Raw genomic sequence first — 19,174 nt, forward strand, 5'->3', positions numbered from 1 at the left:
TATTTAATCCAAAAATTCTGCAATTTTTTCAGCGTTAATATCGCTGTGTGAAGTATGATAAACTACATTTTTATCTCTTATGATCAATAATTGCGGAGATTCGTGAAAAACACCGAAATCTTCAGCTACTTTATTCGACACATTTCGATAAGCGATTAAATCGAGGTAATACAACTTCACTTGCGCTTCATCGTAATTATATTCACTTTCAAATTGTCGCATTGCCATTCGGCTAATTCCGCATCTCGTTGAATGCTTGAAAATAACTACAACTTTTTCTTTCGACTCTTCTTCTAGTCGATGCAAGTCGATTTCACTTTCTAAATGATGCCAAGGAGCTTTAGAATTTTGCTCTGCTTCTCCTCCTTCATTTCCTTTAAATATCTTATCTAAAAATCCCATAATTTGTATTATTTAAAGTAAAATTAAGAATAAAAAACCGGCAATGTAGTAACTTTATAAAAGATTTAAATACTGAAATTTTGTCGGTTAAAAACTCGATAATCGTGTCAATTTGTCGGTTTTCAAAAAAGGTATATAATTTGATTATCTCTTTTCAAAACAAAGAAAAATGAACTTTAATAATTTTACCATAAAATCGCAAGAGGCCATCCAGCAAGCGCAGCAGCTTGCTCAGGAAATGGGCCATCAACAAATAGAGAATGAGCATATTTTTAAAGCCATTACCTCTGTAGACGAAAACGTAACACCATTTTTACTTAAAAAACTAAATATTAATGTAGGTTTATTTAATCAAGTTTTAGATAAAACCTTAGAAAGTTTCCCAAAAGTTAGTGGTGGTGATATCGTACTTTCTCGAGAAGCCGGAAAGACGTTAAACGATGCTTCTTCGGTAGCTAAAAAAATGAATGATGAATATGTTTCGATCGAGCATCTCATTTTGGCTATTTTCAACTCTAAAAGTAAAGTCGCGCAAATCCTAAAAGATCAAGGCGCTAGTGAAAAAGGGCTAAAAGCCGCAATTGAAGAACTTCGTAAAGGCGATCGAGTAACTTCGCAAAGCGCAGAAGAAACCTATAATTCATTAAATAAATATGCTAAAAATCTTAACCAATTAGCTGAAAATGGAAAATTAGATCCGGTGATCGGTCGTGATGAAGAAATTCGTCGAATTCTTCAAATCTTATCACGTAGAACCAAAAACAACCCGATGTTGGTAGGTGAACCGGGAACCGGTAAAACCGCGATTGCAGAAGGTTTAGCGCATCGTATCGTCGCTGGTGATGTTCCTGAAAATCTAAAAAACAAAGAGATTTATTCGCTAGATATGGGAGCGTTAATTGCCGGAGCTAAATATAAAGGTGAATTTGAAGAGCGTCTAAAAGCGGTCATTAAGGAAGTTACGACCAGCGATGGAAATATCGTACTATTCATAGATGAAATTCATACGCTTGTTGGCGCTGGTGGCGGACAAGGAGCGATGGATGCGGCCAATATTTTAAAACCCGCTTTAGCGCGTGGTGAATTGAGAGCTATTGGAGCAACAACTTTAGATGAGTACCAAAAGTATTTTGAAAAAGATAAAGCTTTAGAGCGTCGTTTTCAAAAAGTAACGGTCGATGAACCTGATACTGAAAGTGCGATTTCTATTCTCCGCGGAATTAAAGAGAAATACGAAACACACCATAAAGTAAGAATTAAAGATGAAGCGATTATCGCAGCCGTAGAACTTTCGCAACGCTATATCACCAACAGATTTTTACCAGATAAGGCAATCGATTTGATGGATGAAGCTGCTTCAAAATTACGAATGGAGATCAATTCTAAACCGGAAGAATTAGACGTGCTCGATCGTAAGATTATGCAGCTAGAAATTGAGATTGAAGCCATTAAACGTGAGAAAGATGAAGTAAAGCTGAAATCTTTAAAAGCCGATCTTGCTAACCTTAAAGAAGAGCGAGCAGAATTAAGCGCGCAATGGCAGAATGAAAAAGGTGTGGTCGATAATATTCAGCAGGCAAAAACCGATATTGAAAATTATAAACTAGAAGCAGAACGTGCCGAGCGTGAAGGCGATTACGGTAAAGTAGCAGAATTACGCTACGGAAAAATAAAAGAAGCCCAAGAACGCCTAGAGCAACTTCAAAAAGAAGTAGAATCTCAAAAAACGGAAGGTAAAAAATCACTTATTCAGGAAGAAGTTACCAATGATGATATTGCTGAAGTAGTGGCAAAATGGACCGGTATTCCCGTAACCAAAATGCTGCAAAGCGAACGCGAAAAACTGCTGAAGTTAGAAGATGAATTACACAAACGTGTCGTAGGCCAAGAAGAAGCAATTCGAGCGGTGAGTGATGCGATTCGAAGAAGTCGCGCCGGACTGCAAGATCAGAAAAAACCAATTGGTTCGTTCTTATTCTTGGGAACTACCGGAGTTGGTAAAACTGAGCTTGCCAAAGCTTTAGCCGAATATTTATTCGACGACGATAACGCAATGACGCGTATCGATATGAGCGAATATCAAGAACGCCATAGCGTGAGCAGATTAGTTGGTGCACCTCCGGGATATGTTGGTTACGATGAAGGCGGGCAGTTAACCGAAGCAGTGAGAAGAAAACCTTATTCGGTGGTGTTGCTAGATGAAATTGAAAAAGCACATCCAGATACCTTTAATATTTTGCTTCAGGTGTTAGATGAAGGAAGATTAACGGATAACAAAGGGCGTTTAGCTGATTTTAGAAACACCATTATTATTATGACTTCGAATATGGGAAGCCATATTATTCAAGAAAAGTTTGAAGCGATCAAGGATGTTGAAACCGCAATGGAAGGCGCAAAAGTTGAAGTACTCGGTTTATTAAAACAACAAGTAAGACCGGAGTTCTTAAACAGAATTGACGATATCGTGATGTTTACACCGCTTACGCAAGAAAATATTTCAGAAATTGTTGAGCTTCAGTTAAAAGGAGTCACTAAAATGCTGAGTCAGCAAAACATTACGTTAGATGCTACGCCAGAAGCTGTAAAACATTTAGCAAAACAAGGTTTCGATCCGCAGTTTGGAGCTAGACCGGTAAAAAGAACTATTCAGAAAGAAGTACTAAATCAGCTTTCTAAAGAAATTCTTTCTGGAGAGATCACCACCGACAGTATTATTTTAATCGATGCTTTCGACGATCAACTGGTCTTCAGAAATGAATCTGATACGGTGGTCAATACCGATTGAAGAGAACTCATTAACTAAATTTTAAAGCTACCTAATTATAATTGGGTAGCTTTTTTTATTTCTTATTTTTGCTGAATTCTTAAAAAGAAGATGGTAAAATTCATTTTTTATAAATTATTAGGCTGGAATATTGAAGGTAAATTCGATCCGACGATTAAAAAATCGGTTGTCATTGTTGTTCCGCATACCAGTTGGCACGACTTTTATGTGGGCGCTTTTACTAGAAAAATCATTCAGGTAGATATTAATTATATCGCAAAGAAAGAATTATTCAAAGGTCCGCTAGGAGCCTATTTAAAATGGATGGGCGGGAGTCCGCTCGATCGTACCGCCGGACAAAATAAAGTTGAAGCGATCGCCAAACTCTTTCAAGAAAAAGATGAATTTCGATTAGCTTTAGCTCCCGAAGGAACCCGAAAAAAAGTACAACATTGGAAAAGCGGTTTTTATTGGATCGCCGTTTTAGCAAAAGTACCCATTATTCCTGTAGCCTTTGATTATGGCAGAAAAACCGTTCGCATCGGGCAAGCCTTCTACCCTACCGCAAATTATGAGAAAGACTATAAATTACTTCAGCTTTTTTATAAAAACATAAAAGGAAAAGCCGATCTTTAATTTTCTTTTTGCGCATTCATTTTAGCAGCAAGCTCTTTTAATTTAGCTTTTCTATTTTCTTTTTCTTGTCGAAATTTATTCTTTTTTCGCGCCATTAGTTTTGAATGCTTTGCTTTATTCTTGGTATTTTTTTGCGCACCCGACTTTGCCATTATTTAGTCAATTTATAATTACTAACTAACACAGAAGCAGAAATGTGCAACACTAACTCAAGCTCCCTAATCATATCTACTGTAAGACGCTTTTTTTTATTTAAAATTTCAGAAACTCTACTTTTTCCACCAATAATTCCTACTAAATCTTTCTGCTTTAAATTCATTTCTTCCATTCTTATTTTAATAGCTTCAATAGGATCTGGAGCTTCTATAGGATGGTAAATATTTTCATAATTATCAATAAGCATTGACAATACTTCTGCTTCATCGCCTTCTTTTGTATCTGGAGCAGCATCAAAAATAGCGTCGAGCCTTTCTAAAGCTTTTTCGTAATCTTGCTCTGTTTTTATAGGTTTGATCTTCATTATAATTTATTTAAATTGTATTTGCATAAATTTTATCGTATTCTGTATGCGTGCCAACAAATCTTATAAATGCCCATTGTCTTTCAAAATTAAACTTTACAATTAACCGATAAGAATTTCCCTTAATATTAAAAACAATACGACTATCCTTTAAAATACTAGCATTTATGTAAGTTTGCTTCACTTCATTTGGCGATTTCCAATGAGAATTTTTCGCAGTTTCATACCAAGTTTTCAGGTATTGTTCAGCATCTGCATGTTTCTGCCAAAATTCCCTTAAAGTACTTTTTGCTATAATTCTTTTCATGATTACAAATCTATTTCAAAATTACAAAAAGTTCTCAAATAAAGAACATATTTTGTTTACAAAACCACAACTTCTCTCTTTTATGACATCGCTTAACTTCGTAAATTGAACTTTCTTTTTTTCTTGACATTCAATTTTTATGAAAATTCTACATACCGCCGATTGGCATATTGGTAAAAAACTGCACAAACATTATTTATACGAAGATTTCGACTTGTTTATCAATTGGTTAATCAAGTTGATCATCGAACAAGAAATTGAAGCCATTTTAATCTCAGGAGATATTTTTGACTTGGCAAACCCTTCTGCAGAAGCTCGAAAACAATATTACCGCGCGTTACTTCAGCTAAGAAAAACCAACTGTCAACTCATTATTACCGGCGGCAATCACGATTCGCCCAGTATGCTCGATGCGCCTAAAGAAATTTTAAATGAATTGAATGTGACCGTTATCGGCGGAATGCCTTCTAAAGTTGAAGAATGTTTAATTCCGCTTCAGAATAAAAAAGGAGAAAACGAGCTCATCGTTGCCGCCATCCCATTTTTACGTGATAGTGATTTGCGATCGATCGATGAAGAAGTTGTTTACGAAAACAGAATTGAAGCCATTAGAAAAGGCATTGAAGCAACTTTTACGAAAGCCGCAAAAACCAGTAAAGATCTCTACCCCAAACTTCCTGTTTTAGCGATGGGACATTTATATGCAGCCGGTATTGAAAGTTCTGACAGTGAACGCGATATCCAGATCGGGAATCAAGCGGCTTTTCAAGCCAGTCAATTTGGTACAGAATTTAGTTACGTAGCTTTAGGTCACATTCACAAACCGCAACGCGTAAATGCACAAATCCCTACGTTTTACAGTGGTTCTCCGCTCCCACTTTCGTTTAGTGAGCGTAAAGATGAAAAAAGGTTGTTGCTCATCGATACTGAAAATGGTTTTGAACCCAAAAGTATCGCTGTCCCAAGTTTTCGAAAATTAATTCGTATTAGTGGAAGCATTGCTGAAATTCAGCAGAAATTATTCAGTTTAGAGTCGCAAGGCAGTTTAACTAATTTGATTGAAGTTGAATTGAAAGAAGTAAATTACGATGCCCATTTAATTGCGCAATTAGACGATTTAGTAACCAATTTTGAGAAAGCCAATTTCGAGATCGTAAAACACAGAGCTACTTTTAAAAATCAGTTACGAGAAAGCGGAAAGTTGTTTGAAAGTCATCAGCATTTAGAAGATTTAAAACCGCTAGAAGTCTTTCAGAAACTGTTGTCGCAACACAGTTATGCAGAAGAAGTCAAAGAAAAAGTGAACCTAGCTTTTCAAGAATTATTAGAGGAAGTGAATTCCGGAAATTAAAAATTTTCGTCACCCTGAACTGTCATACTGAGCGAAGTCGAAGTGTTGATTCAAGATCACATTATAAGTGTAAATGATTTTGATGAGATGCTGAAATAAATTCAGCATGACGTAAATTAAAATAGCTAAGGTCAAGATATAAAATAACTTGAATGAAAATATTAAAAATAGCTTTTAAAAATATCAACTCGCTACGTGGCGAGCACGAAATAGATTTTACCAAAGAACCGTTTTTGCAAAACAGTTTATTTGCCATTACCGGACCCACCGGAAGTGGAAAAACCACCATTCTCGATGTCATTTCTTTAGCACTATTTAATCAAGTGCCGCGATTGGGAAAATTGAGTACTTCTGAAGTTTTAAAAAAAGGTGCAATTCTTACGCGTAATCAAAAAGAAGCTTACGCCAAAATTACCTACGAATGTAAACAGGGAATTTTCGCTTCAACTTGGCAAATTTCTACTGCCAGAACCGGTAATCTACGCGATTATCATATGGAATTGGCAAATGTAGAAAGCGGACATTTAGATTTAAAAAAGTCTGATGTTCCCGGTAAAAACGAAGAATTAATTGGCTTAAACTACGATCAATTTATCAAATCTGTGGTATTGGCGCAAGGCGAATTTGCCAAATTCTTACAAGTACCTAAAAAAGAACGCGGTGCACTTTTAGAAAAAATCACCGGAACCCAAATTTACCGCAGAATTGGTCAAGAGGCTTATGTAAAATACAATCAGGTAAAAAAAGACACCGAAGAAAAGCGACTTAAAATTGAAACTTTTAAAGAGCAATTATTAGCTAAAGAAGTTTATGTCGAAAAGCAAACTCAGTCTGAAAAGCTGCAACTCGAAAAGAAAAACTTCAACCTTTCTATTGAAAAAAATTCGGAAGCGATTAAGTTGAAAGAAAACTTACAGCATCAACAAAAAGAACTTCTAGCTACCGAAAAACAGATTACACAAATTAAAGCTTCTACTGCTGAATTTGAAAAAGAAAAAGGAAAAAAACTCAAGCAACACGAAGAAATTCAGTTTTTCGCTGAAGATTTGAATGCTTGGCAAAACCTTCAAAAAGAGCAAAAAAATAACTCAACGCAAATTGAAGAAATTCAGCAGAATTTAAAAGATTTTCAGGAAAAACGAACGCATTTACAAACGGAGTTTTCTTCAACTTTTCAGCTGGAAATTAGTCCACAAAATGCTTCAGAAAAATTAAATAACTATAAAGAAAAAGTTAGAACTTTAATTGCAGAGCGAAGTGAATTATTATCGGTTTACAGAACTTCAGAACAACATATTTCTGGTCTACTAAAAGACTTTCAGTTTAGTTCAAAGCCTTCAAATACTGTCGTTTTTCAGCAAGAATTAAAAGAAAAGCAACACGAAAAATCTAGCGCTTTCGAAAAGTTGAATAAGAAATTTCAGCTTGAAGAAAAATCGGTTGCTATTTGGCAAGAAGAAATTCAGCAGCAATTAAAACTAACTCGTGCTGCTGAAAAAGAGGATTTTCAACAACATCAGTTAAAAAAAGACCTCAACCAAAAATCGGAAGAGCTTAAAAAAATCAATGATTCTTTAAAAAATTTACCACAACAAGTAGAAAAAATTCAGCAAGAATTAAAACTGAAAAATGCGCAGCTCGAGGCTAAACAAAAAACCTTAGAAGTTGAGCAATTGCAAAAACAGCTAGAAGATTTTCGTAAAGATTTGGTTGAAAATGAACCTTGCCCGTTATGCGGATCGACGCATCATCCGTTTGCTTCAGCGCATCCAGAAGTTAAGAATCACTTAAAAACAGAAGTTGAACAGTTGCAAAAAACAATTCAGCAATTACAACTACAGCATACGCGAGAAGAATCCGACTGGAAGCGATTTCAGCAGCAACAAGAAAAGCTTGAAAAAGAAATTAAACCAACTGAAAGCTTATTAGCTGAAAAAGAAAATGCTTTTCAAGAAAATTTCGCTGTAATTCTTCAGCAGAGAAAAGAGCAATCTTTTGCTGAAATGGAAACGAAACTAGAAACAAATTTAAAAGAATTAGATCAAGCTAAAGAACTCAAAGAAAGCTTAACTAAACTTCAAGAATTAGCAAAAAAATCTAGAGAATTAGCGGAGTTGATCGCTAAAGGAAAAGCTAAAAGTGAAGCGATTGAGACACTTTTTAAAGGAAAAGAGTTTGAAAAAGAAATCAGCACTGTAGAAACTTCTTGGAATAGAAATGAACAAAATATTGTTCAGCAGCAAAAATTACTTGAAACTACAGAAAAATCGCTTGCTGAAGTAAACGAGAAATTAGCGAAATTAACCAGAACGCTCACTGCCCAACTTACCGAAAAAGGCTACCAAAGTATTGAACAGGCTTTATCATTACGACTTACCGCTACAGAAGCTCAGGCTTGGCAAAAAGAGCGAGAACAGCTTCAACAAAAAAGTATTGAGTTAAAAACACTTCAGAAAAAATTACAGGACGAAATCAAAAAGCTACAAGAAAAAGATAACGAAACAAGTCTTGAAAAGCTGCAAGAGCAATTTCAGCAGGGAAAAGAAAAACTGCAAGCAAATGAAACTGAGTTTAATACGGTTTCTCGTCTTTTAGAAAACCAAAAAGACAACTTAAAACAAATTGAAAAACTGCAAAATGAAGTAGGAAAACAGCTTAAACAATCGGAGCATTGGCAAATTTTAAACGAATTAATTGGAGATTCTACAGGAAATAAATTCAATAACTTCGCACAAGATTTAACCTTAGCGCAACTACTTCTGCTTGCTAATAAACGTTTAGAAAACTTAAGCGACCGTTATCGCATCGATCAACCAACCGATGAAGAAGATGATAGTTTAGTTGCGATCGATGAGCATATGGGCGGACAACGGCGTTCTATTAAAACGCTTTCGGGTGGCGAAACCTTTATTTTAAGTTTAGCGCTCGCTTTAGCACTTTCTGATCTGGCTTCTAGAAATATAGAAATTAATAGTCTCTTTATCGATGAAGGTTTTGGAACTTTAGACCCCGAGACTTTAGACCAAACGCTCGACACCTTAGAGGTTTTACAGGCAGAATCTTCTAAAATGATCGGGGTGATTAGTCACGTAGAAAGTTTAAAAGAGCGTATCGCAACGCAGATTCAACTCACGCAAAACGGACAAGGTTATAGTAGTTTGACAATTGTATAAATAAAAAAAGCCACGAAATTTATTCGTGGCTTTTTTGTATCTTAATTAGGGTTTTTACTTCGCAATATTCACTGCTCTTGTCTCTCTAATTACCGTCACTTTTACCTGACCAGGATAAGTCATATCGGTTTGTATTTTCTGAGAAATTTCGAACGATAAGTTATTGGCTTTATCGTCTGAAACTTTTTCACTTTCTACGATCACACGTAATTCTCTACCCGCTTGGATCGCATAAGCTTTTTTCACTCCGCCAAAACCAAAAGCAATATCTTCTAGGTCTTTTAAACGCTGAATGTAAGAATCTAATACTTGGCGTCTTGCTCCCGGTCTCGCTCCGCTTATCGCATCACAAACCTGAATAATAGGTGAAAGTAGCGATGTCATTTCAACCTCATCGTGATGAGCTCCGATCGCGTTACACACTTCTTCTTTTTCACCATACTTTTCTGCCCATTGCATTCCTAAAATAGCGTGAGGTACTTCTGTTTCTGTTTCCGGCACTTTACCAATATCATGTAACAATCCTGCTCTTTTAGCCAACTTAGGATTCAAGCCTAATTCTGCAGCCATTGTTCCACAAAGTTTAGCAACTTCACGCGAGTGTTGTAATAAGTTTTGACCGTAAGAAGAACGATATTTCATTCTACCTACTGTTTTTATTAATTCTGGATGTAATCCGTGAATTCCAAGATCGATCACCGTACGTTTACCAATGTCGATAATTTCTTCATCGATTTGCTTACGGGTTTTCTTCACTACTTCTTCAATTCTCGCAGGATGAATTCTTCCGTCGGTTACTAATTTGTGTAACGATAAACGAGCTACTTCACGACGCACGGAATCGAAACAAGAAAGAATAATTGCTTCCGGAGTATCGTCTACAATAATTTCTACGCCTGTTGCCGCTTCGATCGCTCTAATGTTTCGACCTTCACGACCAATAATTCTACCTTTTACATCATCACTCTCTAAATTGAATACAGAAACGCAATTTTCTACGGCTTCTTCGGTACCAATTCTTTGAATGGTATTAATAATGATCTTCTTTGCTTCTTGTTGAGCAGTAAGTTTGGCTTCTTCAATAGTATCTTGAATCAATGCCATTGCATCTGTTTTCGCAGATTCTTTTAACGATTCTACTAACTGTTCTTTGGCTTCTTCTGCACTTAACCCACTAATTACTTCTAATTGCTTAACCTTACTTTCAAGAAGTTTATCGATCTCTTCTTGCTTCTTTTCTAAATATTCGTTTCGATAATTGTAATCTTTTACTTTTTCGTCAAGGTCTTTATTAAGTTTCTTGTTTTTAGCTAATTCACTAGAAACTTGAGATTCTTTATCGCGAGTTCTTTTTTCTGCATCAGCAATTTTCTTATCTCTCGATAAAATTACTTTTTCGTGTTCTGCTTTAAGCTCGATGAACTTTTCTTTTGCCTGAAGTATTTTATCTTTTTTCTTACTCTCGCCTTCTGCAGTGGCTTCTTTTATGATCGATTTTGCTTCTTTTTCAGCTTCTTTCACTACAGAATCTGCTTTGTTTTTCTCTAAATTTTTAGAGATCACAAAGCCTATTGCCAGACCTATAATAAGCGCTACAACGCCGATAACTATTGATAATATTTCCATAATTTATTGATGTATATGTATAAAAAAAGCCTGTATTAGCATTGATTTTTGTATAAACTCCGTATAAAACAGGTTTAGGGCTAACAAGCTGATCAAGGATCCGTTCGAAGACGGCTTGCTTTTACAACTTAGACTCACCCTTTTTAATTGATAAGTGTTGAGTTTATCAAATAGATAATAACTAATACAGGCAGTAAACCTTAATTTATTTTAAAGAACGTATTTTATTAATTGGCCAAGAACTCGGTTAACAGATGATTTAACGCATTTAGTTTCTCTTCTGCTTCAGTTACTTGGTTACTATTATCGATGGACTTCTGCTCGTTTTTAGCTGCAAATTGCAAGGCACACATGGCCAATACATCTTGCTTATCACGAACAGCATAACTCTGTTCAAATTGCTTAATTGCTCGTTCGATCTCTTTAGCCGCTTTACGCAAACCTTCTTCCTGTTGCGGAAAAACCGTAAGCGGGTAAACCCTATCGGCAATCGAAATCTTTATTTTCAACTTTTCATTCTTCATACAGAATGTTTATTCAGAAAGTTGAACAATACATTGATCAATTTCTCTAATTAAGCTGTTTATTTTTAGTTTCGTCTCTCTTTTATATTCATTACTGCCCAGCATTGCGTTAGCAGCTTTGAGTGTTTGGGTTTGATTTTCTAAAGAACTAATTTTTACTATTAGTTGTTGATTATTTTGTTTTTCGATCTCTAAGCTTTCTTCTAATTCTCGATTCTGACGCTTTAAAATCTCGTATTTATGTAATAATTTACTAATCTTATTCTCTAGTGAATCAACTGTTTCTACCAATTTACTCATCTGCACTTCACGTAATACTTCACAGACAAAGTTAACATACCTTTACCAATATGCCAACAGTTTTCTTTCTAATTTTTATACTAAAACAGGTAAAAAATGTGTTTTTAGATTAAATAGAAGTTTTTATATTTAAACCCCAGCCCCTTACAACGCTAACATTACTTTTTATGAAATTATATTTTTTGGTCTTTTTTGCTTTATTCAGTATTCAATTTGGTTTGGCACAAGAAAACCTTCCGCAAGATTACTTTGAAAGTCCGCTGGAAATACCATTAATTCTGTCGGGAACTTTTGGTGAGTTAAGATCAAATCATTTTCATAGCGGGATGGATATTAAAACACATCAACAAACCGGCTTGTCTGTGGTGGCATCGGCATCGGGATATGTGAGCAGAATTAAAATTTCTCATTTTGGTTACGGTAAAGCACTTTACATACAGCATCCTAATGGCTATACTTCCGTTTATGCACATTTAAAAGAATTTGCGCCAGAAATTGAAAAATATATTAAAGAGCGTCAGTACGCGAAAGAGAGTTATGAGATCGAGGTTTTTCCGCAGGCAAATGAATTAAGCGTTGATCAAGGAGAACTTATCGCTTATAGCGGAAACAGCGGCGGAAGCGGCGGACCACATTTACACTTTGAAATTAGAGATAGTCAAGCCAGACCTATGAATCCTATGCAATTTGGGATCGATATTAAAGACGCTCACTACCCTATTGTTCGTGGAATGTACGTGTATCCTATTTCTGAAAACGCACATATCGATACCAAAGCAGAACGCAAGAAACTTCGCGTGATCCCTATGGGAAATGGCGAATATAAAACAGAACATCTTCAGGCTTACGGTAAAATTGGCTTCGGAATTAATAGCGTTGACTTACTGAATTATGCTGCTAACAAAAATGGCGTAAATACGATTGAAACCTTTTTAAACGGTAAAAAATTACTTACTGTCGATTTTAATAAATTCTCTTTTGCTGAATCTCGTTACATTAATGATTATATCGATTATGAGCTGGAAGAAAGTCAAAATGAAACGGTGCAGAAGTTATTCATCACTAATAACAATCCACTTAGTATTTTTAAATATCAAGAAGACCAAGGTTATGTTGAAGTGAACGATAGTTTAGATTACAATTATAAGATTGAAATTAAAGACTACGAAGGCAACACTTCTGTAGTAAGAATACCAATTACTCCTAAAGAAATTCCTTCAGAAAATATAGAAAAACCAGAAACAAAAAAGACCAATTATTTTGTAAAATCATCGCAAGCTACGGCTTTTGATGAAGATGGTTTCGATGTTTATATTCCGCGAGGCGCTTTATATAAAGATGAATATTTAGACATTAGTACCGATGGCGAAAGTATAAATGTTCACCATCCAACAACCGCGCTGCATCAAAATATTACCATTGGTTTTGATGTTAGTCGATTTAATGATGAAGATAAAGAACAGCTTTTTATTGCAAGAATGAGCGATTGGGGTCGACCGTATTATTCAACCACCTATAAAAAGAAAAATCGTTTTACGACCCGAACCAAAAACTTCGGAACTTACAAATTAGCGGTAGACAATACACCACCGTTAGTGCAACCGGTAAATTTCAGAAATAAAAAATGGATGTCGAATTACCGTTACCTTAAGTTTAAAATCTCTGATGATCTATCGGGTATTAGCAGTTATCGTGGCACCATTAACGGAAAATTTATATTAATGGAATACGATTATAAAACCAATAGCTTGGTTTACGATTTTAATGATGAAGTAAATACTACCGAAACAGAAAACAATTTGAAGATTATTGTCGTTGATAATGTTGGAAATAGTACTACATTTGAAGGCACATTTTTCAGAAAAAATTAAAGCACGATCTCTTGAGAAATTTTTCTTTTTTACTCCCTCTATTTCTATTTATATCGACATACATTAACGCGCAAGAAGCTACCATCGAAGGTATTATTCTCGATGAAAACGACGTCCCTGTTCCCGGTGCTAACATAAGCTACACAAACGGCGGGACACAAACCAACGAAAATGGTTACTACGAATTAAATTTTCCGGCAAACCAAGAAGTAGTTTTAACGATTACTTATGTAGGATTCAAAAAAATTGAAACAACTATCTCACCAATTACCGCAAATAAAAAGGTTGAACTCAATTTTGTCTTAAAAACCGACGTCGAACAAATTGGAACAGTAACCATTACCGGAAACAGAAATAACCGTGTAGAAGGTATTACCACGATAAGCCCGGAAACGATACGTAAAATTCCGGGAGCAAATGCCGGAGTAGAAAATCTTTTAAAGACTTTACCTGGAGTTACTTCTAACAACGAATTAAGCTCTCAATACGCTGTACGTGGTGGTAATTACGACGAAAATTTGGTTTATGTAAATGAAATTCAAGTATATCGTCCGTTTTTAATTCGATCTGGGCAACAAGAAGGATTAAGCTTTGTGAACACCGATATGGTTAGAAATGTTGAGTTTTCTGCCGGTGGTTTTCAAGCAAAATATGGCGACAAACTTTCTTCGGTGCTCGATATTACTTATCGTCGTCCGGTAGATTTTGGAGCTTCGTTAGATTTAAGTTTATTAGGCGGAAGCGCTTCTATAGAAAACGTTTCTGAAAACGGAAAATTCTCCGGTATCGCCGGTATTCGTTACCGAGATAACAGCTTGTTTGTAAACGCAAAAGAAACCGAAACAAATTTTAGACCTCGTTTTGCCGATGCACAAACTTACCTTACTTACCAGTTTAGTGAAAAGTTTGAATTGAGTTTTTTAGGAAATATCGCTATTAACCAATACGATTATGAGCCTTTAACGCGACAAACCAATTTCGGAACGATCTCAGACCCAATGGCCTTGCTTATATTCTATGAAGGTCAAGAACAGGATCAATATGAAACTTATTTCGGAGCTTTTAAAGCGACTTACGAGGTTTCAGATAATTATACGACCAAGTTGATCGCTTCTGCTTACAACACCCAAGAACAAGAATATTTTGATATTTTGGCACAATACCGTTTAGGCGAAGTGAATACCGATATTGGTGGTGAAAATGTAGGTGAAGTAGAATTTAGCGAAGGTGTTGGTTCTCAACTTACCCACGCGCGTAACGATTTAGATGCTTTAATTTTTAACCTTCAGCATTTAGGAACGATTACTGAAGAAGATCATAAAATTGACTACGGAATTAAATATACCCACGAAGATATTAGGGATCGTGTTCGAGAATATGAAATTATCGATTCTGCAGGATTTTCTATTCGTCCGCCTTTTGACGATTTTCAGAATAATCAGCCTTACGAGCCTTACGATGCGCAAATTGCTCCTTACAACAATATAAGAGCTTTTAACGAAACTCAAATTAATAGATTTCAAGCTTTTGCGCAGTGGAGTTACAAAACTGAAATTGATAGCGCAGAAATTTACATCAACGCCGGTGCCAGAACACACGTGTGGAATATTAGCGGAGAAAATATTGAAAGTAATACTCAGCAAGTCACCAGTGTTCGTGGTCAATTAGCTTGGAAACCCAATTGGGAAAAAGATATGATCTTTAGACTTTCGGGTGGTTTATACTATCAACCACCATTTTACCGAGCTTTAAGAGATTCTACCGGAGCGGTTCGACCAGAGGTGAAAGCACAAAAATCGACACATATTGTTTTAGGCAACGATTACAGTTTTAAATTAGGCGGAAGACCTTTTACTTTGGTTTCTGAGGCTTATTACAAATCGATCACCGATGTAAACCCATATACGATAGAGAATGTACGTATTCGTTATCGCGCCAGAAATAATGCTGAAGCTTATGCCTACGGATTAGATTTAAGACTGAACGGTGAGTTTGTTCCGGGGACAGAAAGTTGGGTAAGTTTTGGTTATATGAAAACGGAAGAAAATATTGACGATCGAGGTTACATTGCTAGGCCGACCGATCAGCGGTTAAAATTTGCAGTGTTATTTCAGGATTATGTGCCGGCGATCCCTGCGTTGAAGTTTTACCTAAATATGGTTTACAACACCGGTTTACCGGGAGGTTCGCCAAGTTATGCAGATCCTTACGATTACCAAACGCGTTTACGTGATTACCGAAGAGCCGATGCCGGTTTCTCTTATGTGTTTGCCGATAGAAATAATCAACATCCTGAAGGGCATTGGTTAAACCGTTTTAAAGAATTGAGTATTGGTTTCGAGATCTTTAACCTATTTGATAACCAAAATGCGATTACCAATACTTTTGTGCGCGATGTTTATTCACAGAATTTATATTCGGTACCTAATTATTTATCGCCAAGAGTTTTTAATTTAAAACTGAGTATGAAGTTTTAAGCGGAAGTTGAATTTAGCTTCGCGTTAGGGATCGAGGTTTTGTTGGAGCTCTTTTTTATTTGTTTTTGAAAAACAAATAAAAAAAGCGACTACCGAGAGCCCGACCCGCAGGGAAACGCCCAAAATATAGATTGATTAAGCTTCGATAAATTCTTTTAAAACCTGAACCACATAATCTAATTCTTCTTTGGTGTTGAATCTCGAGAATGAAAAACGGATCGATGGTTTTTGAAGATCTTCTTCGGAAAGAATGTTGGTTAACACGTGCGAGCCTTTGTCGCTACCGCTTTGGCAGGCGCTACCTTTTGAGCAAGCAATCCCTTTTAGATCTAATTGAAACAATAACATTAAGGCTTTATCTGCCGGGATGGGCAAACAAACATTCACTAAAGTATAGGTGCTTTTTTCTAGATCTGAACAGTTTCCGTTGAATTTTACTCCGGGAATTTCTTTTTTTAACTGATCGATAAAGTGTGTCTTAAGCGCTGTGGTTTGCTGCTGCTCTTCTGCTAAATTATCGTAAGCTAATTTTAAGGCTTCTTCTAATCCAACAATATTATGCACCGACTCGGTTCCTGCTCTTACGCCACGTTCTTGCGAACCGCCGAAAATTAAGGATTTGAGTCCGCTATTACTTTTAATGTAGGCAAAACCAACGCCTTTTGGTCCGTGAAATTTATGTGCGCTTACGGCAGCAAAATCTACAGGAAGTTCTTTTAGATTCAGTTCAAAATGCCCCACCGATTGTACAGTATCGCTATGAAAAAGTGCGTTGTACTGGTGACAAAGATTCCCTACTTTTTCGATATCTAAAATGTTACCAACTTCATTATTCACGTGCATTAAACTCACGATGGTTTTCTGATCGTTTTGCTGTAATAATTGTTCTAGATGTTGAAGATCTACCGAACCAAATTCATCTAAATTCACATAATCAACTTCAACCTCAAAACAATCTTTTAATTGATCGACGCAATGCAAAACGGCGTGATGTTCAATTTTTGAAGTGATAATTCTCTTCACTCCAAGATCTCTTACCGCACTATTTAAAATAAGGTTATCGGCTTCTGTACCACCCGATGTGAAAACGATTTCTTTAGCTTCTACCTTTAAATAATTGGCAACTGTTTTTCTTGCGTTTTCTATTAAAGATTTGGCAGTTCTCCCAAACGTATGCGTTGAAGATGGGTTACCGTAAACCTGCATTACCTCTGTCATTTTAGAGATTACTTCTGTTCGCATTTGTGTAGTGGCTGCGCTATCTAAATAAACGTTTTTCATGGGTGTCGTTTTTTCTAATGCCCGCAAAAATAAAACTTTTAAAATTATTTAAGGTATTAGACGTTATAAATACGTATTTCAATTATTTTTGTGCAAAATGAAAGCGATGATCAAAAATTTATCTTTTTTTCTACTTCTACTTGTTACCATTACTTCTTGTGATGATGGCGATATTATTGTCACTACTTTTGATTATGATAATGAAACCCAATTAAGTTATTGCAGTGGAGCTTTAGATATGATTAATCTCACAAATGATATTCAGATCTACAATATCAATAATGATTCGAGAGAAAGTATTGTTTTAAACTTCAATAGAAATGGTTTCACCGGAAGTTTTGTAAATATTTTAGATGAAAACGGAAATGTACAGATCGACACGTCACAAACCATAGAACTTAGTAACTCGAACAGAATTGTTTACCGAAGATTTAATGCCGATATCCCGAACGATTATTTCTGCCAGAACATTCCGCCAAGTTCTCCACAAGTTTCGCAAGAATATACAAGCGTGAATGGCGGGACGGTGACTTTTACAACAAGAGTTATCGCACAAGATGATAATGATGGTATTCCAACCTTAGCCAATGCGCCCGATGGTTATAATGGTCCTTATGAAGCTACCGATCCGTTAGATCCTGATTTTGATACCGATGGTGACGGGATTCCTAACTTTTTAGATCAAGATGACGATAATGATAATGTACCAACGTCTATTGAAATTTCTGATAATATTGAAGGTTTCCGTGATCCGGCAACAGATTTACCCGATACCGATCAAGATGGAATTTTAAATTATTTAGATGAAGATGATGATGGTGACGGCGTAATTACCAGATACGAAGATCTAAATGCATTAGATAACAGCAATATTATTTTAAACCCAACTGACGATTTAAATAACAGTGGTGTTCCGTTATACTTAGACGACAGTTCTACGACAGAATTAGTGATCGATCAATACAGAAATGTAACACTCAACAGAACCTATAGAACTATTGTTATTGCAAACGACATTACGCTCAACAATAATAATAGTGATGAGCAAATTACAGTTGAAACTTTAGTGTTAGGTAGGTTTGATGTAACGATCACCCAAGTGTTGGAGGTTAACTAGGTTTAGCTGTTTTGGTAAATATAGACTTCGGTTGCCCCTGCACCGTATTCGCTAAAACTAGCTTCATAAAAATTTACATTATTGTAGCGACTTAAGAGCGTTTCTAATTCTGCCTTTAAAACCCCTTGACCGACTCCGTGAATAAATACAACTTTTTGTATGCGTTTACGAATGGCAAACTCTAACTGACTTCGAGCTGTATCTAACTGAAGATTTAACATCTCGAAATTTGTCATATTTTTAGTAGAATTTGTTAAATGGTGAATATGCAAATCTACTTCCATTGGCGGGATAGATTTTTGCCTTTTAGTACTTTTTCTTTTTTTGGAATTAGAAGAAGTTTCTTCAACAATTACATCTTGAAGAGCAGATCTATCTACTTCTATAGCATCATCGAAATGGCCAACCAATTCATTAGATAAAAACGTTAATTCAAAACCATCTTCCGTTTCAATAGAGATTCGACCATCACTGTTAAAACCTTTTACAGTACCCGAAATATCATCATCGAGTACCTCTACCCAATCACCTATATTAAAACTACTCATTAGATTCATCTTTTTTATTATCGTCTACCCAAACTCTGGTTGCTCTAAATAAACCGATCATTAAAAAAATAATCCCTACAATTTTAAAATAAACACTTGACTGTTCGTTAATCATAGTATAAACTAGTAGCACTCCGCCAATTAAAATTAATAGAGTTGAAAAAAGTTGTTTCTTGGTACTCATAAAAAGTATAGCTAATAAAATGTTATAAAAACCTTATATTCAGGTTTTTTTTATGTACTTTAATACAAAAGTATTACTTTTGACTAAAATTTG

17 protein-coding genes and 1 other RNA gene are annotated in these 19,174 nt (G+C 35.7%); 7 read left to right on the plus strand and 11 right to left on the minus strand.

Features of this window, described 5'->3' with window-relative positions:
* Positions 1–3: 3 nt before the first annotated feature.
* On the minus strand, positions 4–402 hold the full coding sequence (gene ytxJ / locus G551_RS0105405) for a bacillithiol system redox-active protein YtxJ (protein ID WP_027884593.1): 399 nt from the start codon (positions 400–402) through the stop codon (positions 4–6).
* 169 nt (positions 403–571) lie between these two features.
* Between ytxJ and clpB the strand changes: the two genes are divergently transcribed.
* Both clpB and G551_RS0105415 read left to right on the plus strand, forming a co-directional pair.
* Positions 572–3,187: an ATP-dependent chaperone ClpB gene (gene clpB / locus G551_RS0105410; RefSeq protein WP_027884594.1), complete on the plus strand. Its 2,616-nt coding sequence runs from the start codon at positions 572–574 to the stop codon at positions 3,185–3,187.
* A 90-nt stretch (positions 3,188–3,277) separates the two neighbouring features.
* On the plus strand, positions 3,278–3,802 hold the full coding sequence (locus G551_RS0105415) for a 1-acyl-sn-glycerol-3-phosphate acyltransferase (RefSeq protein WP_036243365.1): 525 nt from the start codon (positions 3,278–3,280) through the stop codon (positions 3,800–3,802).
* On the opposite strand, the gene G551_RS16650 is transcribed toward G551_RS0105415, so the two are convergent.
* The 3 genes from G551_RS16650 to G551_RS0105430 are packed head-to-tail and all read right to left on the minus strand — an operon-like array spanning position 3,799 to position 4,629.
* The gene (locus G551_RS16650) at positions 3,799–3,954 is read right to left on the minus strand and encodes a hypothetical protein (RefSeq protein ID WP_169558810.1); all 156 of its coding nucleotides are present in this window, start codon (positions 3,952–3,954) and stop codon (positions 3,799–3,801) included. The two genes, G551_RS0105415 and G551_RS16650, sit on opposite strands and share 4 nt — an antisense overlap.
* Complete coding sequence (locus G551_RS0105425) at positions 3,954–4,322, minus strand: helix-turn-helix domain-containing protein (protein ID WP_027884596.1); 369 nt, start codon at positions 4,320–4,322, stop codon at positions 3,954–3,956. Before G551_RS0105425 ends, G551_RS16650 begins: the two co-directional genes overlap by 1 nt.
* Positions 4,323–4,332: 10 nt before the next feature.
* Positions 4,333–4,629: a type II toxin-antitoxin system HigB family toxin gene (locus G551_RS0105430; protein WP_027884597.1), complete on the minus strand. Its 297-nt coding sequence runs from the start codon at positions 4,627–4,629 to the stop codon at positions 4,333–4,335.
* A gap of 139 nt (positions 4,630–4,768) precedes the next feature.
* Here G551_RS0105430 and G551_RS0105435 point away from each other — a divergent pair, with 139 nt between their 5' ends.
* Both G551_RS0105435 and G551_RS0105440 read left to right on the plus strand, forming a co-directional pair.
* Complete coding sequence (locus tag G551_RS0105435; RefSeq protein ID WP_027884598.1) at positions 4,769–5,980, plus strand: exonuclease SbcCD subunit D C-terminal domain-containing protein; 1,212 nt, start codon at positions 4,769–4,771, stop codon at positions 5,978–5,980.
* Between the two features lie 152 nt (positions 5,981–6,132).
* Positions 6,133–9,153, plus strand: a complete 3,021-nt coding sequence (locus G551_RS0105440) for an AAA family ATPase (RefSeq protein ID WP_027884599.1) — start codon at positions 6,133–6,135, stop codon at positions 9,151–9,153.
* A 54-nt stretch (positions 9,154–9,207) separates the two neighbouring features.
* On the opposite strand, the gene rny is transcribed toward G551_RS0105440, so the two are convergent.
* The 4 genes from rny to G551_RS0105455 all read right to left on the minus strand — a co-directional run bounded on the left by rny (position 9,208) and on the right by G551_RS0105455 (position 11,603).
* Positions 9,208–10,779: a ribonuclease Y gene (rny, locus tag G551_RS0105445; RefSeq protein ID WP_027884600.1), complete on the minus strand. Its 1,572-nt coding sequence runs from the start codon at positions 10,777–10,779 to the stop codon at positions 9,208–9,210.
* 54 nt (positions 10,780–10,833) lie between these two features.
* Positions 10,834–10,942, minus strand: a non-coding RNA gene (ssrS, locus tag G551_RS16395) — 6S RNA.
* A gap of 64 nt (positions 10,943–11,006) precedes the next feature.
* Positions 11,007–11,303, minus strand: a complete 297-nt coding sequence (locus tag G551_RS0105450; RefSeq protein WP_027884601.1) for a cell division protein ZapA — start codon at positions 11,301–11,303, stop codon at positions 11,007–11,009.
* A gap of 9 nt (positions 11,304–11,312) precedes the next feature.
* Positions 11,313–11,603 (minus strand): hypothetical protein, encoded by a 291-nt coding sequence (locus G551_RS0105455; protein ID WP_027884602.1) that lies wholly within the window; start codon positions 11,601–11,603, stop codon positions 11,313–11,315.
* A 167-nt stretch (positions 11,604–11,770) separates the two neighbouring features.
* On the opposite strand from G551_RS0105455, the gene G551_RS0105460 reads away from it, so the two are divergent.
* On the plus strand, positions 11,771–13,474 hold the full coding sequence (locus tag G551_RS0105460) for a M23 family metallopeptidase (protein ID WP_027884603.1): 1,704 nt from the start codon (positions 11,771–11,773) through the stop codon (positions 13,472–13,474).
* Positions 13,475–13,485: 11 nt separating this feature from the next.
* On the plus strand, positions 13,486–15,951 hold the full coding sequence (locus G551_RS0105465; protein ID WP_027884604.1) for a TonB-dependent receptor: 2,466 nt from the start codon (positions 13,486–13,488) through the stop codon (positions 15,949–15,951).
* 135 nt (positions 15,952–16,086) lie between these two features.
* Here G551_RS0105465 and G551_RS0105470 read toward each other — a convergent pair whose 3' ends face one another.
* Positions 16,087–17,232 carry a cysteine desulfurase family protein gene (locus G551_RS0105470; RefSeq protein WP_027884605.1) on the minus strand — a complete coding sequence of 382 codons (1,146 nt, stop codon included), beginning with the start codon at positions 17,230–17,232 and terminating at the stop codon, positions 16,087–16,089.
* Positions 17,233–17,338: 106 nt separating this feature from the next.
* Here G551_RS0105470 and G551_RS0105475 point away from each other — a divergent pair, with 106 nt between their 5' ends.
* Positions 17,339–18,349 (plus strand): hypothetical protein, encoded by a 1,011-nt coding sequence (locus tag G551_RS0105475; RefSeq protein WP_027884606.1) that lies wholly within the window; start codon positions 17,339–17,341, stop codon positions 18,347–18,349.
* Positions 18,350–18,351: 2 nt separating this feature from the next.
* Here the strand turns inward: G551_RS0105475 and G551_RS0105480 are convergent, their stop codons facing one another.
* Together G551_RS0105480 and G551_RS0105485 are read right to left on the minus strand one after the other, a co-directional pair.
* On the minus strand, positions 18,352–18,897 hold the full coding sequence (locus tag G551_RS0105480) for a Smr/MutS family protein (protein WP_373294457.1): 546 nt from the start codon (positions 18,895–18,897) through the stop codon (positions 18,352–18,354).
* Positions 18,890–19,081: a hypothetical protein gene (locus G551_RS0105485; RefSeq protein ID WP_027884608.1), complete on the minus strand. Its 192-nt coding sequence runs from the start codon at positions 19,079–19,081 to the stop codon at positions 18,890–18,892. Before G551_RS0105485 ends, G551_RS0105480 begins: the two co-directional genes overlap by 8 nt.
* Between the last annotated feature and the right edge of the window lie 93 nt (positions 19,082–19,174).

This window comes from Mesonia mobilis DSM 19841, from assembly GCF_000423405.1.
Lineage (GTDB): Bacteria > Bacteroidota > Bacteroidia > Flavobacteriales > Flavobacteriaceae > Mesonia > Mesonia mobilis.

Bases quoted from the DNA above. Each gene is read 5' to 3' on its own strand.
- ytxJ (WP_027884593.1), bottom strand. From the start codon at position 402: ATGGGATTTTTAGATAAGATATTTAAAGGAAATGAAGGAGGAGAAGCA.
- clpB (WP_027884594.1), top strand. From the start codon at position 572: ATGAACTTTAATAATTTTACCATAAAATCGCAAGAGGCCATCCAGCAA.
- G551_RS0105415 (WP_036243365.1), top strand. From the start codon at position 3,278: ATGGTAAAATTCATTTTTTATAAATTATTAGGCTGGAATATTGAAGGT.
- G551_RS16650 (WP_169558810.1), bottom strand. From the start codon at position 3,954: ATGGCAAAGTCGGGTGCGCAAAAAAATACCAAGAATAAAGCAAAGCAT.
- G551_RS0105425 (WP_027884596.1), bottom strand. From the start codon at position 4,322: ATGAAGATCAAACCTATAAAAACAGAGCAAGATTACGAAAAAGCTTTA.
- G551_RS0105430 (WP_027884597.1), bottom strand. From the start codon at position 4,629: ATGAAAAGAATTATAGCAAAAAGTACTTTAAGGGAATTTTGGCAGAAA.
- G551_RS0105435 (WP_027884598.1), top strand. From the start codon at position 4,769: ATGAAAATTCTACATACCGCCGATTGGCATATTGGTAAAAAACTGCAC.
- G551_RS0105440 (WP_027884599.1), top strand. From the start codon at position 6,133: ATGAAAATATTAAAAATAGCTTTTAAAAATATCAACTCGCTACGTGGC.
- rny (WP_027884600.1), bottom strand. From the start codon at position 10,779: ATGGAAATATTATCAATAGTTATCGGCGTTGTAGCGCTTATTATAGGT.
- G551_RS0105450 (WP_027884601.1), bottom strand. From the start codon at position 11,303: ATGAAGAATGAAAAGTTGAAAATAAAGATTTCGATTGCCGATAGGGTT.
- G551_RS0105455 (WP_027884602.1), bottom strand. From the start codon at position 11,603: ATGAGTAAATTGGTAGAAACAGTTGATTCACTAGAGAATAAGATTAGT.
- G551_RS0105460 (WP_027884603.1), top strand. From the start codon at position 11,771: ATGAAATTATATTTTTTGGTCTTTTTTGCTTTATTCAGTATTCAATTT.
- G551_RS0105470 (WP_027884605.1), bottom strand. From the start codon at position 17,232: ATGAAAAACGTTTATTTAGATAGCGCAGCCACTACACAAATGCGAACA.
- G551_RS0105475 (WP_027884606.1), top strand. From the start codon at position 17,339: ATGATCAAAAATTTATCTTTTTTTCTACTTCTACTTGTTACCATTACT.
- G551_RS0105480 (WP_373294457.1), bottom strand. From the start codon at position 18,897: ATGAGTAGTTTTAATATAGGTGATTGGGTAGAGGTACTCGATGATGAT.
- G551_RS0105485 (WP_027884608.1), bottom strand. From the start codon at position 19,081: ATGAGTACCAAGAAACAACTTTTTTCAACTCTATTAATTTTAATTGGC.